Below are 14319 nucleotides of genomic sequence, written 5' to 3' on the forward strand. Positions count from 1 at the left end.
CCCCACCCGCGCAACCAGCATTCCCGCAGCGCCCCACCACCCCGCTCTCCACCGGTGCACTCCTGGTCAACGGCCGCCACCAGCCCCGCATCGGCCACGAGGTCACCCACGAGATGGTGTCGGCGGAGCAGGTCGACCTGCTCTGCGCGTTCATCAAGTGGTACGGCCTGCGCATCGTCGAGCCCGCCATCCGCGAGCTAATCGCCCGGGGCGGCAAGCTCCGCGTCATCACCACCACCTACCTCGGCGCGACCGATCAGCGGGCCCTCGATCGGCTCGCCGAGCTGGGCGCCGAAATAAAGGTGTCCTACGAGACCAGGACCACCCGACTGCACGCCAAGGCGTGGCTGTTCCGCCGGGGCAACGGCATGAGCACCGCGTACGTCGGCTCGTCGAACCTGTCGAAGACGGCGCTCATCGACGGCGTGGAGTGGAACGTCCGCGTCTCCAACGTCGAGCAGCCGCACGTCATCAACACGTTCACGGCCACGTTCGAGGATTACTGGAACGACCCGGCGTTCGAGGACTACGACGCCAGCCGGGACGCCGAGCGGCTGCGCAACGCCCTCAGTGGGGAGCGGCGCGAGCACTCGCCGACGCAGATCGCCAACCTGGACGTGCGGCCGTACCCGTACCAGGCGGAGATCCTCGCCGACCTGGACGCCGAGCGCCAGGTGCACGGCCGGCACCGGAACCTGGTGGTGATGGCGACCGGCACCGGCAAGACGGTCATCGCGGCGCTGGACTTCCGGCGCCTGCATCGGCAGGGCCACGTCGACTCGCTGCTCTTCGTCGCCCACCAGGAGCAGATCCTGACCCAGAGCCTGGCGACGTTCCGGCAGGTGATGCTCGACGGCAGCTTCGGCGAAACGCTGGTCGGGGGCAAAACCCCGACCAGGTGGCGGCACGTCTTCGCCTCCATCCAGTCGCTGCACCGGCGGGAGATCGACCCCGAGGCGTACGACATGGTGATCGTCGACGAGTTCCACCACGCGGAGGCACCGACGTACGCCCGGCTGTTGGAGCGGCTTCGGCCGCGCGTACTGCTGGGGCTGACGGCGACCCCCGACCGGGCCGACGGTCGCGACGTGCGGCGGTGGTTCGACGGCCGGGTGGCTGTGGAGCTGCACCTGTGGGAGGCGTTGGAGCGGCAGTTGCTCGCGCCGTTCCAGTATTTCGGGCTGCACGACGACGTGGACCTGTCGCGGCTGCGTTGGAAGCGCGGGCAGGGGTACGACCTGGGCGAGCTTGATGGCCTCTACACCGGCAACGACGCGCGGGCGCGGCTGGTGCTGAAGGCGGTACGCGACACGGTCGACGTGGAAGGGATGCGGGCGCTCGGATTCTGTGTGAGCATCGCCCACGCCCGGTTCATGGCGGAGTGGTTCACCCGGCACGGCGTGCCGTCAGCGGCAGTGACCTCCCAGGTCGACCGGCCCGTGCAGCATGACCTGCTGCGGGAGTTCAAGGCCGGCAAGCTGCGGGTGCTCTTCACCGTGGACCTGTTCAACGAGGGCGTCGACCTGCCGATGGTCGACACGATCCTGATGCTGCGGCCCACCGAGAGCGCCACGATCTTCCTCCAGCAGCTCGGCCGAGGGCTGCGCCTGGACGACGACAAGCCCTGCCTGACGGTGCTCGACTTCATCGGCGGCCAGCACGCCAACTTCCGCTTCGACCTGCGCTGGCGCGCCCTGACCGGCGTCAGCCGCCGAGAGATCAAAGAGGCCGTCGAGCAGGACTTCCCGTCGCTGCCCAGCGGCTGCCACATCCAGCTCGACCCGGTGGCCCGCAAGGCCGTGCTCGACAACCTACGTACCGTCATGCCGACGTCGAAGAACGGCCTGCTGGTGGAGCTGCGACACCTCGGGAACGTCAGCCTCGCCGAGTTCCTGCGGGAGACCGGCGTGGAGATCGAGGACGTGTACCGATCGGCGACCATCGGCGGATGGACCGGGCTGCGCCGGCTCGCCGGGCTGGAATCGTCAGCGCCGGGGCCGGACGACCGGGAGTTGGGCCGGGCCATCGGGCGGATGCTGCACCTCGACGACCCGGACCGGCTGGACCTGCTGACCCGGGCGGCGGCGGGCGAGCGGCCGGACGCCGGGCGGCTGTGGGACATGCTGCACTTCGACCTCTGGGGGCCGAACGCGCCGCTGACCTCGCGGGACGAGCGGCTGGCGCGGCTCTGGGCGGAACCGGCCCGCTGCGCCGAGCTGCGGCAGGTGGCCGAGGTGCTACGGGATCGGATTCACCGGGTCACGCCGGAGCCGCTGTCGGCGGCGGTGCCGCTACGGGTGCACGCCCGCTACAGCCGCAACGAGGCGTGCGCCGCCTTCGGCATGCCGAACCCGGGATCGCTGCGAGAGGGGGTGAAGTGGCTGCCCGACGCCCAAGCGGACCTCTTCTTCGTCACCCTGGTCAAGTCGGAGCAGCACTACTCCCCCACCACCATGTACGCCGACCGGGCCATCACCGACAGCCTGTTCCAGTGGGAGTCGCAGAGCACCACGTCGTCGGCCTCGGCGACCGGTCAGCGCTACATCCACCACGCCTCGCGCGGCTCGACCGTGCACCTGTTCGTGCGGGAGACCCGGGTCGCGGACCGGGACCTGGGCGCGCCGGCCTACCTCTACGCCGGCCCGATGACCTACCAGGAACACACCGGCGACCGGCCCATGCGCGTCATCTGGCGGCTGGCGCACGCCCTCCCCGCCGACGTGTACGCCACCGCCCGAACCATCGCCGCATGAGCACCCGACAGGAGGTGTTGGAGAGGCTAACCTCCCTGCGGCTGCATCAGCAGCGTGGCCGGCGCGCACCGCACAAGCCGCTGCTGGTGTTGCTGGCACTCAGCCAGCTCACTGAGGTCGGCTCCAGCGAGCTGCCGTGGTCGCAGGCGCAGGAGCGGCTGAGCGACCTGATAACCGAATTCGGCCCGGCGTCGAAGACCGGGCGGGCGCAGAGCGCCGCGTACCCGTTCACCCGGCTCCGCAGCGATCGCGTGTGGACGCTGAACCGGAACGTACCGATGGACCTGGTCGGACCGCTGGCGGTCCACGACGTGGCGGGCCGTTTCGAAGCCGCCACCGAGACGGCTCTGCGCCGCGACCCCGAGTTGGTGCGGCAGGTCGCCCGCGCTCTGGTGGAGCAACACTTTCCGCCCACCATCGCGCCCGACGTGCTAACCGCCGCCGGCCTGGACCCCGACGACATCCTCCAGGCACCGGGCGTCACGCCGGTCCCCGCGCGACGGCGTGACGCGGCCTGGCGCATGAAGGTGCTTCAGGCGTGGGATCGGCAGTGCGCGTTCTGCGGGTACGACGGTCAGCTCGGCCACGCCTCGGTCGGAGTGGAGGCGGCGCACGTGCGCTGGTGGGCCTTTGACGGCCCGGACAGCCCCGACAACGGCCTGGCTCTTTGCGTGCTGCATCACAAGCTGTTCGACTTCGGCGCGCTGGGGCTCGACGGTGACCTGCGCATCGAGGTGTCGGCCGCCTTCACCGCCCGTACACCGGCGGGTCGGTCGACCTATGACCTGCACGAGAAGGTTCTGCGGCCCCGCCCCGGGACGGCCATTCCCGCAATCGAGCACATTTCCTGGCACCGCCGCGAGGTGTTCAAGGGCGAGTCCCTCGCCGCATAGGAACGGCGAACCGATTCGGAGAAGGAGCGCTCAGGCGGCATCGGCGTCCGGAGCGAATCTGACGTCCAGTTTCATGCTGAGCGCCCGTGCGAGACGTTCCAGGACCGGCAGAGTCGGCACGGTGCCGCCAGCCTCGAACCGGGCCACTGCGGACTGGGTCATTCCCGCGGACCTCGCCAACTGGCTCTGGCTCCATCCCTTGTGTTCCCTCAGGAGCCGCACCTCCTGACCGAGCTCGAAGGCGATGCGCGTCGCCTCGTACGCCTCGGCGGCTCCTGGCTCCGCCATCCGGCGATCACGCAGGTCGTTCCAGTCGACGCGATCACTCATCGCTCCGCCCCCTCGTTCACTGTGTGCCGCTCCGCCACGCATCGCTCAAGCGCCCGGCGGGCTCGTTCCACCTCCCGGTCCTCCCGCATACGCGTCTTGCGAAACACGGTCAGCAGGATGATCCGCCGATCGGAGGCTATCCAGTACGTCACCCGGACCGCATCGCGCTCCAGGTAGAAGCGCAGTTCCCGCAGCTTGCCGTCGAGCTGCCGGGAGTGCGGTTCGCCAAGCAGAACTCCCTTACTCCCAAGTAGGTCGATATAAAACGCCGCTCGCGCGAAGTCCGCGCTGGGCAGCCCCTCCAGCCAGTCTCGAATCTCTGGTTCCAGCTCAACGCTACCCCAGGCCATAGCATCAATGCTATGGCACCGTGATGATTCCCCTGGGCATTGCGCCCCCGCATGTCGTTTACGAACTGCTTGTCAGGACGCGTGGGCGGAGGCGTCCACCACCCGGTTGCTGGCGATGGCCAACTCCTCGTCGGTGAAGAGCGGCCGGAAGCGGGGCCGGATCACCACCGCCTCGGCGGTCAGGTCCACCCGCCCCCGCTCCCAGAGCGCGGTGAACCCGTCGGAGACCACCGGGTGGTGCAGGAGCTGCCGGGCCGTGGCGAGGCCGCCCTTCTCGGTCACCATCCGCAGCAGCAGGCTGGCGTGGTAGTTCGCCTCGTCGCGCGCCCGCTCGTACGTACGTACCATCGCCTCGTGGAACGCGGCTTCGAGCGCCCGGCGGTCGGCCGAGACCTCGACCGCCTCGTCCGCCAGCTCGGCCTTTCGGTCGTATGCCCGCACCATCGCCTGGTGCAGCGTTTCCTCCAGTTCCCGCCGGGCGGACGTCCCCTGCCCCGCCGGCGCGGGCCGCGACTCGACCGGGCCGCGCTGCTCGGGCGCGGGCCGGACCGGCGGCGCGGCCTGGCGGCCGTCGCGGCTCTCGCCGCCCGACAGCCGCAGGAGCCGGGTGACGCTGCGGAAGCGTACGGCGGCGGGGCTGGTGGCCGGGAAGTACTGAACGAGGCCCGCGTGCCGGCCGTGGCTGTCCTCGATCGGCATGTCGCGCTTCATCGACGCGGCGGCAACCACTGCCTTCGCCTCGTGCGGGCGCACCCAGCAGACCAGTCGCGCACCGTTCGGGTGTGCCCGCTCGACGCGGACGTTCGCCCGGTACTTGCGCGCCTCGGCGGAGGCACTGTCGTAGTAGCGGGCCCACCCCAGCACCTTGCCTTCGTGCCGCACCGGCACGTCGCGGCAGTGCTGGTAGCTGTCCAGGGCGGCCACCGCCTCGTACGGCCGCAGCCAGGCCACGTTCCGGTAGCCGGCGGGCACCGGCACAATCCCGTCCTCCAGGGTCCCCGCCGGCTCGTCGGCCGGCGGTGCGGCCGGGGCCGGCGTGGGCCGCACCGGGGGTGCCGCCCCGCGCGGCTCCTCGTCGCCGCTGCTCTCCGATCCGGCGCGGGTGGCCGGCGCCGGACGAACGGGCTCGACCCCGACGGGCTCGGTCGCCACCGACGGCGATTCGGTGCTGACTGAACCATCGTCGCCGGTCGTCTCCGCCAGCGGCACAACGTCATCAACCGGCTCGGCGGGCGCCGGGGCCGGCGTGACGGTGGAAGTCGCGCGGGTTGCCTCCGTGCTGACCGGCGCAGCCTCGACTACGTCCGCGTCGATGACCGGCGCAGCCGTTGGGGACGACACCGCGATGCCCAGCTCGGCGATGCGCTGCCAGAGCGGCTCCAGGGCCGCCTCCGGGTCCCGGCTGAAGACGCTGCCCCGGATGCGGACGAAGACGCAGTTGCCGACTCGCTCCAGCACCGCCTGGCGGCGCATGTCGCTCTCCCACTGGTCCGGCCCGTGGTAGGCGTCGCCGTCGCACTCGATGGCGAGCCGCCGCCCGTCCGGCGCGGGGAGGACGAAGTCGATCCGGTATCCGCCGATGCGGAACTGCGGCAGCGGCCGGTATCCCCGGCTCAGGATGCGCCGCAGCACCGCGCGTTCGAAGTCGCTGTCGCAGCGCCGCTCCAGGTCGTCGTACGCCTCGTCGGCGGCGGTGACGTTCTGGCAGTAGGTGAGCAGCAGGCCCCGGGCGTCGTCCTCGCGCAGGTCGGCGGGCTGGACGGAATGGAAGACCCAGAGCTGGTCGCGGGCGCGGGAGGCGGCGACGTTGACCCGCCGGTGGTGGTCGCGCTTGGTGAAGGCGGAGACCATGCCGTTGTGCGGCGAGACGACCGTGGAGACGAGCACGATGTCCCGCTCGTCGCCCTGGAAGGTGTACGAGTCGCCGACGCGCAGCCGACGTCGTTCCATCTCCTCCTCGCCCACCACCTCGCGCAGGCGGGTGAGCAGGTAGACGGCCTGCCCGCTGGTGCTGAGCAGGCTCACCACGCCGATGGTGCGTCCCTCGTACGCGGGGTCGGCGACGATCGCGGCGACCCGCTCGACGAGGGCCTCGGCCTCGGCGACGTTGACGTTGCCGTAGGCGGGGAGGTCCTGGCGGATGCCCTCGGGGACGTGCACGGCGATGACGGGGTCGCCGATGCCGGCGGGCCGGTCGGTGCGCAGCGGCTCGATCTCGCCGCCGTAGTACGTCTGGCTGGAGAAGCCGATGATCGCCGGTACGGAGCGGAAGTGCTCGGTCAGCAGGATCCGCTCGGGCGAGCGCCGTACGGCGTGGTCGTAGAGGCTGCTCTCCGGGTCGAAGTGCTCGGCGGAGGGCACGTCGACCAGGTGCGAGTTGATCAGGCCGGTGACCGTGCCGACGAACGACAGCTGCGGGCCGATCTGCTGGTCGTCGCCGACGACGACGGCCCGCTCGGCGAGGCTGAGGATCGGCAGGGAGAACATGTCCGCCTGCGACGCCTCGTCGACGATCACGACGTCGAAGTGGGCGCCGCCGGCGAACTGCTCGATGGCCCGGTCGACGGACATGACCCAGACCGGCACGGCGTCGACCGCGGCGTTCATCGCCCGCTGGGCGTGCGCCTGCCACTGGGCGGCGTTCTTGCCCGTACCCTTGCCGATCTTGCGCAGCGCGGTGGTCCAGTCGGCGAGCGCGGCGCGGCGCCGGTCGTCGAGCGCCTTGGAGACCTCCAGCCAGGAGGAGGCGACGACGAGTTCCTGGGTCAGCCGGCGGATCCGCTCCCGCGTCTGCTCGATCCGGCGGCCCAGGGCGACGGGGTCGACGCTGCCGACGACGGCGTCGAACCAGGTCTGCGCGCGGCGCCACTGCCAGCGGTGCGGGCAGTCGGCTCCGGTGCCGCCGATCGCGACGGCGCTGCCGTCCTCGATCTGGGCGGTCCAGCCGGGCGCTGCCGGCCGCAGCCGCTCGGTGAGCTGCGCGAAGCGTTGCGCGTCGGGGCGCAGCGCGGCGAGCCGGCGTACCTCCGCGAGGATGCCGTCCCAGCCGCCGAGGTCGGCGCGCTGGCGGCTCTGGTCGAGCAGCCGCCACAGCTCGCTGGCGTCCGTGCTGGACATGCCCTCCTGGAGCACCGTGCCGAGGGCCCGCTCGTCGGCGACGAGCCGGTCGTAGTCGAACACGGTCGCGCACCGGGAGACCAGGTCGGTGAGGGCGGTCAGCCGGCGTACGTCGACCGCCTGCTCGGCCCGGGGGACCAGCCGGCGGACGGTGGCGTGCAGGGTGGGCCAGCGGCGGCGGTCCCAGTCGAGCGCGGTGGCGGCGTCGGTGAGCAGCCGGCCGACCCACAGGTCGGGCTGGTCGCCGAGGTCGTCGGAGAGGTTGAGCAGTTGCCGCCACTCGGTCCACCGGGTGTTCAGCTCGTGACGCAGCCGCAGCCGGGTGACGTACGCGACGACGACGTCGACGTCCTCGGTGGTGCGCAGGGGCTCGCCGTCGATGCGGCACTCGGCGGCGAGCCGGGCGAGGGTGCCCTGGAAGAGCCGGCTGACGCCCTTGCCCGTGGCAAACCGCTGCCGCAGCTCACCGAGCTGGGCGAGGAGACGGCGCGGCTCGGCGAGCTGCGTCTCGGGGACGCTCGCCTGGTGGCCGGCGAGGGTCCGGGCCGCCGCGGTCAGGTCGGCGAGCGCGCGCTGGCAGGCCGCGACGTGGTCCTGCCACATGGTCTGCCAGTTCGGGTCGGCCTGGAGCAGGGTGGCCAGCCGGTCGGTCCACGCGCCCTCCCGGCCGGCGAGCAGGGTCAACGCCTGACGCAGCTGGCCGACGAGCTCGTCGAGCGCCGGCCGGCCGAACGCCCGTACCTCCGGCAGGACGACCCCGGCGGCGGCGAGCCGGTCGAGCTCCTCGCGGGCGGCGGCGAGCGCGCGCCGCCCGTCGAGGACGGCGGCCTCCGCGGGCAGCTCGGCCGCCGTGGGCAGGTGCCGCAGCGCCTGCGTGCGGTCCTGCCGGACGGTACGCCGGGCGATGTCGAGCAGCTCGGTGAACTCCTCGGCGTCGAGCGGCGCGGCCACGTCCGGCGCCACGGCGTCGGGGATGTCCCCGTAGCGGTCGGCCCGCTCCCGCAGCCAGTTCCCGACGTCGCTCGGCGACAGCCGGATGCCGTCGATCTCGTAGTGCGCGGACTCGTTCTCGGCCATCGTGCGCAGGCCGGCGAGGGCCTGGCCGAGGTCCCGCTCGGCCTCCTCAAGCTGGCGACGCAGCCGGTCGACGCGCTGCTGCTCGCCCCGCTTGTCGAGCGTCGCCCCACGGTCGGAGAGTTCGCGGGCCGCCAGTTGGAGCTGCACGAGCTGGTCGGTGGAGCGGCCCAGCACCGCCAGGCACAGCGACTGGATCTCCTGCGGCAGGCCGTCGCGCAGGACCCGCAGCGGGTCCTCCTTCTGCGCCACGACGAGCACCCGCTTGCCGTGCGCCATGAGGTGGCAGATGAGGTTGCGGATGGTGTGGGTCTTGCCGGTGCCGGGCGGGCCCTGCACGGCGACGTTGCGGTGCTGCGCGAGCCGGCGGGCGATGGACTCCTGCGCCTCGTTGGTCGGCAGCGGCATGAGCAGCCGCTCCCCCAGCGGCGCCCACCGGGCCGGCTGGTCCTGCGGCATCTCCAGCCGGCTCGGCTCGTGGGCCAGGATGGCGGCCAGCGAGCCGATGCTCGCGGTGTCGCCGGCGAGCAGCCGGGCGCGCAGCTCCTCCAGGAAGCGGCGCAGCATCCGCTGCCGGGGCCGGACGAAGAGCACGCCCGTGTCGTGGACGTGCGGGCCGGCCGGGGCCGCCGCGCCGCTGTCCCGGACGACGGGGTCGTGCCCGAGCCGCCGCAGCGCCCGCTCGAAGAACTCCACCCGGTCGAGGTCGTGCCAGACGTCGAGGTCGAGCTGGCCGCCGGAGCCGGCAAGGGCGAGCAGTTGACCGAGGTAGCGCTCGTCGAGGCCGGTCAGCGGATCGGTCTGGAGCCGGGGCGCGCCCTGCGGCACCACCGTGACCATCGACCGGTCGGCGTCGAACTCGATGGCGACCGGGGTCACCACCAGCGGGTACTGCACCCGGTGCCCGGCGACGTCGGTGCGGAGGACGCCGTGGCCCCACACCAGCTCGTGGGTGGCGGCGTCCATGTCGACGCGGTGCTTCAGGTCGAACAGGCTGCGGTGCAGCTGCCGCGTCGTCTCCGTACGCCGTGCCTGGTCGGCCCAGGGACGCCACTCGCGCTCCCGCCACTGCGCGAACCGCTCCCCGAGCCTCCCGATCGTCTCCTCGTCGCCGGCGAGCCGGGGTTCGTCCGCGTACGAGGGCGCACCGGCCAGGTACGGCGTGAACTCGCTCGGCGTCCTGATCGGTCTCGTGACGGCGGGCAGGCCGACCCGCAGCCAGCTGGCGCCGTCGGTGGAGACGCCCACCTCGCAGTCGGCGTGCGCGGGGAAGTCGTGCTGCCAGAAGGCGTCGCCGGTGGGCACCGTCCGGGCCGGCTTCTCCATCTGCGCCCGCACGGCCATCAGGTACTCGACCAGCGAGGTGGCCCGGTCCCGGATCAGTGTGGGCGATTCCGTCGAGGACGTGGAGCGGGAGAGCATGCGGCACCTTTGGTTCTGGGTGGATGGACCTGCCACGACAAGGTCGGAACGCCCCGTCGTCAGGAAGTCGGCAGGCGGGCTCGTCGTACGAGCAGTCGGTCCCCTCCGCGCTGACGCACGGCTCCCACCTCCCCACTGGCGGTCCCCGGACCCTACCCGCAAGAGTCCTACCAGCGGGACCCCCGATCTTCCACCGATCGGCCGGCGTCGGCTGACCTGTTCCCGCCGTCGACTACCTGCGAAGTCGATATTGCGCACGCGCAACTACTTGCCGGCAATCCGACGTCCGTCATGTGCCGAAAGAGGCGACAGCGGGCGCGACCGCCTTCTCCAGGTAGCTGTCGACGTCCGTCGCGTGGTAGATCCGCTCGCTCGCCTCGATGCCGTCGAGGAACATCGCGTACACCGCCGCCATCCGCAGCGCCGCGACCGGCCGCAGCAGCTCCACGGCCCGCTCCGGCTCGCACCCCGGCACCTCGGCCCGCCACCGCGCGCACCACTCGGCGAGCACCGGGGCGGCGGCGTCGTCGGGAAGCCCCTCGGCCAGCCGCAGCGCGTCGAACGCCGGGTGCCCGACGAACGCGTCGCCCCAGTCGATGACCACGTGCCGGCCGGCGTCGGCGCGCACGTTGCCGGGGTGCAGGTCGCCGTGCACCAGCGTCTCCGGCAGCCCGCACCCGCGTACCTCGTCGAGCCGCGCCTCCAGCCCCGCCAGCAGGGACGCCGCGCTGGAGGTGTCCCAGCCGGCCAGCCGGTCGCGGATCCAGCGTGGCAGGGCGTCGGCGCGCAGGTCGGGCACGCCCGCCGCGACCAGCGCCGCCGCGTCCGGGACGGACCGTACCTGCACCGGGTGGAAGTCGGCGGCCATCGCCAGCCGCTCCGCGACGGGCGCGCCGTAGCGGTCCTCGCCGGGCACGTGCGCGATCAGCATCCGCCCGTCGCCGTCGTCGGCGAGCAGCGTCGACGTCTTCCCCGGCACGGTTCGGCCGAGCCAGCGCAGCACCGCCGCCTCGTGCCGGAAGAACGCCGGCACCTGCTTCAGCCAGGCAGTCCCGCCCGGGCCGTCGAGCCGCCAGACCGCCGAGAGGTTCCAGGTGCGCTGCTGGGCGACGGTCTCCGCGGGGCGGCCGAGCCGCCGCAGCTCCCCCGTCGCCCAGGCGAGGCTGCGCGCCGGTCCGCCGGGCTCGGCGTACGGGGCGCGCAGCGGGTCCGCCGCCAGCGGAATCGGCGTCGGCACGAGCGGCGTGGCGGGCGGCTCGTCGACCTGCCCGAGGTACGTCACGTCGCCGCCCATCGGCTGCGGCGCGTCGCCGGCCAGCAGGCGGAGCACGGCCACGTCGACGCCGTACCGCCGGCGGGCCTCGGCCACGACGGGGCCCACCTCCTGCCACCAGGGCGACGGGACGTCGAACGGCGGCAGCGCGCCCAGCGGCGCGCCGGCGGCGTCGACCAGGACGAGGGTCACGGTGCGGGACACGCCGGCACGCTACCGCCGCCCGCCGGGCCCGGGCGAGGGGTTAACGGCGGGTGCGGGCCAGGGTGCCGACGACGGCGAGTGAGGCCACCGCCGCCCCCGCGACCACCACGGCCATCGGGACGGCGCTGCCCTCGCCGCCCAGCCCGACCAGCGGCGCGGCCATCGCCCCCACCAACGACTGGATGGTGCCGAGCAGCGCGGCGGCCGTCCCGGCGTGGGCGGGGTGCCGGTCCAGGGCGAGCGCGGTGCCGTTCGGCATCACCATGCCGAGCGAGCCGACGAAGACGAAGAGCGCCACCGCCACCAGCGGCAGGCTGCCGAGCAGCGCGCCGGCGAGCAGGACGGCGGCGGCCAACAGCCCCACGCCCAGCGGGCGCACCAGCAGCGTGCGGGGCGCGAAGCGGTCCAGCAGGCGGGCGTTGAGCTGGCCGGCGGCGACCAGGGCGAGCGCGTTGACGCCGAAGATGAGGCTGAACGCGCCGGCCGAGACGCCGAAGACGTCCTGGAAGACGAAGGACGACCCGGAGATGTAGGCGAAGAGCGCGGCGAAGGCGAGGCCCTGCGCCAGCGCATACCCGAGGAAGATCCGGTCGGTGAAGAGCGAGCGTCCGGCGGCGGCCGTGGCGGCGAGGCCGCCGGTGCTGCGCCGCTCGGCGGGCAGCGTCTCCGGCAGCCGCCACGCGACGGCGGCGGCGAGCAGCGCGCCGATCACGGCGAGGGCGACGAAGACGGTACGCCAGTCCCCGAAGCGCAGCACCAGGCTGCCGAGGGCGGGTGCGGCCATCGGGGCGATGCCGAAGACGAGGGTGAGGCGGGAGAAGTACTTCGCGGCCTCGCGGCCGGCATAGAGGTCGCGGACGACGGCGCGGGCGACGACCACCCCCATGCCGCCGGCGAAGCCCTGCGCGAGCCGCGCCGCCGCCAGGGTCTCGGCCGACGGCACGGCCGCGCAGACCAGCGACAGCAGGGTGTACGCGGCGACGCCCACCAGCACGGGTCGGCGCCGCCCGAAGCGGTCGCTGAGCGGGCCGGTGACGAGCTGCCCGAGGGCCATGCCGACGAGGCAGGTGGTCAGCGAGAGCTGGATCTGCGCCTGGCTGGCGGACAGGTCGCGGGTCATCTCCGGGAACGCCGGCAGGTAGGTGTCCAGGGAGAGCGGCCCGAACGCGGTGAGCGTGCCGAGCAGCGCCAGCAGCACGACGGCGGCCCGCCCGGTGGGCGCGGCGACGCGCTCGCCCGGTCGGACGGGCGGTGCGGTGGCGTGCGGCATGGTGGTCCCCTCGCTGACGACTCGGCCCGGCTAAGGTAGCTCTGACTACAGAGCTATTGCACCGACGGAGGGCCCGACTGTGACGGACGAGACGGTCGACCAGCTCGGCGGGGCGCTCGGCGACCTGCACCGGGTGCTGCGCCGGGCGGCCACCCAGCGGGCCGCCCGCACCGCCCTGCCGGACGCGCAGGTGGAGGTGCTGCGGCTGGTGCAGCGGTGGCCGGGAATCGGCGTGCGCGAGGCCGCCGAACGGTTGGGCACCGCCCCGAACACGATCAGCACCCTCGTCGGCGAGCTGACCGCCGCCGGCCTGCTGCGCCGGGAGCGGGACCCGGCCGACCGCCGCATCGTCCGGCTGGACCTGACCGCCGCGGCGCGGGAGCGGATGGCCGCGTACGGGCGACACCGGCGCGACCTGCTCGCCGCCGCGCTGGCCGAGCTGGACGACCCGGACCGCGAGGCCCTGCTCGCCGCCGCCCCGGCGCTGCGCCGCCTCGCCGACGGGATGACGGGACGGAGCTGAGCCACCGGGGCCGGAACGGCCCGCGACTTCAGCCGGAAAGTCGACTCGCGAGCGGGCCGAGGGTCAGGAGGACACCCGGCGGGGGTACGCGTCGGCCTCCCGCGCCCACTGCTCCGCGGCCACGGAGAGGGCGTCGGCGGAGACGGTGAGCGTCAGCGGGTAGACCGCGCCGAGCGGCTGCCGCCGCATCCACGGCGGCAGGGACTCGTACGCGAACTCGACGGTCAGCGCCAGCCGGCGGCGGCGCAGCACCCGGGCGCGGAAGGCCAGGTTCGGCTCGGTGAAGCGCACCACCGCCGAGGGCTCCGCCGGGTCGCCGGTCGTCTCGGCCTGCTGCCGCAGCCAGCCCGCCAGCACGTACGCCTCGGCCACCGTCAGGCAGGGCGTGAAATGCGACCAGGCCTGCCCGTCGGCGGTGCGGGCGTCGGTCTCGACGAGCAGCCAGTCGTCCCAGTCCGCCGCCTCGTCCGGGTCGTCCGGCGGCTCGACCCCGGGCTGGTAGCCCACGGGCCGCATCCTCACCCGGGCGCCGTCGTCGGAGCGGATCTCCATGCTGCCATCATGACCGATCCCAGGGGTGACGATGAGGCATCCACGCAGCTCAGGGGCACCCCGCCGGGCAGGGCACCGGGTCGTGGGCGCCCGGTCAGCGCACCGGGTCGTGGGTGCCGCGCGGCACGTCGGGCCGGCAGCGGCGCACCCGATCGGCGGCCAGTCGCCCGCCGACGGCCAGCCCGTACCGCTCCACGGCGGCCAGCCCGTACGCGCTGCACGTCGGGGTGAAGCGGCACTGCCCGGGCCAGCGGTGCGACAGCCAGCGCCGGTAGCCCAGGATCGCGGCCCGCCCGGCCCGGTCCACCAACGGCGCCCGCCCGGCGGCAGTCCTCGGCGGCGTCGACGCCCGGCCGGGCGCCACGAGCCGGGCGAACAGCGCGCCGAGGGTGAGCAGGAACGAGAAGAGCCCCAGGTCGCAGCAGGGCACGTCGCAGCTGGGCATGTTGCAGTTGCACGCGTCGCAGTTGTCGAAGTAGTCCTTCTTCTTCTTGCGACGCCGGTCGCCCTTCAGGTTGATCACAGGGAACATCATGCGCCGGCCGCGCCACCCCCGGC

Annotated in this window: 10 protein-coding genes; 3 read left to right on the forward strand and 7 right to left on the reverse strand. The window is 73.4% G+C overall.

Translation table 11 applies throughout. The features are described from left to right. The coding region (locus ACSNN9_RS13485) for a DUF3427 domain-containing protein (protein ID WP_436673374.1) at positions 1-2753 on the forward strand (2753 nt) is incomplete at its 5' end. Further along, positions 2750-3646 (forward strand): phosphorothioated DNA-binding restriction endonuclease, encoded by an 897-nt coding sequence (locus ACSNN9_RS13490; protein ID WP_436673375.1) that lies wholly within the window; start codon positions 2750-2752, stop codon positions 3644-3646. The genes ACSNN9_RS13485 and ACSNN9_RS13490, both read left to right, overlap by 4 nt. Positions 3647-3676: 30 nt before the next feature. On the opposite strand, the gene ACSNN9_RS13495 is transcribed toward ACSNN9_RS13490, so the two are convergent. The 5 genes from ACSNN9_RS13495 to ACSNN9_RS13515 all read right to left on the reverse strand — a co-directional run bounded on the left by ACSNN9_RS13495 (position 3677) and on the right by ACSNN9_RS13515 (position 12686). Continuing rightward, positions 3677-3976, reverse strand: coding sequence for a helix-turn-helix domain-containing protein (locus ACSNN9_RS13495; RefSeq protein WP_436673376.1), 300 nt, complete (start codon positions 3974-3976; stop codon positions 3677-3679). Next, positions 3973-4326 (reverse strand): type II toxin-antitoxin system RelE/ParE family toxin, encoded by a 354-nt coding sequence (locus ACSNN9_RS13500; protein WP_366640610.1) that lies wholly within the window; start codon positions 4324-4326, stop codon positions 3973-3975. The genes ACSNN9_RS13495 and ACSNN9_RS13500 overlap by 4 nt, the downstream gene beginning before the upstream one ends. A gap of 72 nt (positions 4327-4398) precedes the next feature. Next, the gene (locus tag ACSNN9_RS13505; protein WP_436673377.1) at positions 4399-9939 is read right to left on the reverse strand and encodes an AAA domain-containing protein; all 5541 of its coding nucleotides are present in this window, start codon (positions 9937-9939) and stop codon (positions 4399-4401) included. A gap of 289 nt (positions 9940-10228) precedes the next feature. Then, the gene (locus ACSNN9_RS13510; RefSeq protein WP_436673378.1) at positions 10229-11416 is read right to left on the reverse strand and encodes an aminoglycoside phosphotransferase family protein; all 1188 of its coding nucleotides are present in this window, start codon (positions 11414-11416) and stop codon (positions 10229-10231) included. A gap of 40 nt (positions 11417-11456) precedes the next feature. Further along, positions 11457-12686 carry a multidrug effflux MFS transporter gene (locus ACSNN9_RS13515; protein WP_436673379.1) on the reverse strand — a complete coding sequence of 410 codons (1230 nt, stop codon included), beginning with the start codon at positions 12684-12686 and terminating at the stop codon, positions 11457-11459. A gap of 79 nt (positions 12687-12765) precedes the next feature. Here ACSNN9_RS13515 and ACSNN9_RS13520 point away from each other — a divergent pair, with 79 nt between their 5' ends. Beyond that, the gene (locus ACSNN9_RS13520; protein WP_436673380.1) at positions 12766-13209 is read left to right on the forward strand and encodes a MarR family winged helix-turn-helix transcriptional regulator; all 444 of its coding nucleotides are present in this window, start codon (positions 12766-12768) and stop codon (positions 13207-13209) included. 63 nt (positions 13210-13272) lie between these two features. On the opposite strand, the gene ACSNN9_RS13525 is transcribed toward ACSNN9_RS13520, so the two are convergent. Continuing rightward, positions 13273-13761: a WapI family immunity protein gene (locus ACSNN9_RS13525; RefSeq protein WP_436673381.1), complete on the reverse strand. Its 489-nt coding sequence runs from the start codon at positions 13759-13761 to the stop codon at positions 13273-13275. 94 nt (positions 13762-13855) lie between these two features. After that, a complete protein-coding gene (yidD, locus tag ACSNN9_RS13530; protein WP_436673404.1) occupies positions 13856-14293 on the reverse strand; it encodes a membrane protein insertion efficiency factor YidD in 438 nt (145 codons plus the stop codon). Between the last annotated feature and the right edge of the window lie 26 nt (positions 14294-14319).

The sequence above is a fragment of the Micromonospora sp. URMC 107 genome (assembly GCF_051386315.1).
In the GTDB taxonomy this organism is placed as follows: Bacteria; Actinomycetota; Actinomycetes; order Mycobacteriales; family Micromonosporaceae; genus Micromonospora.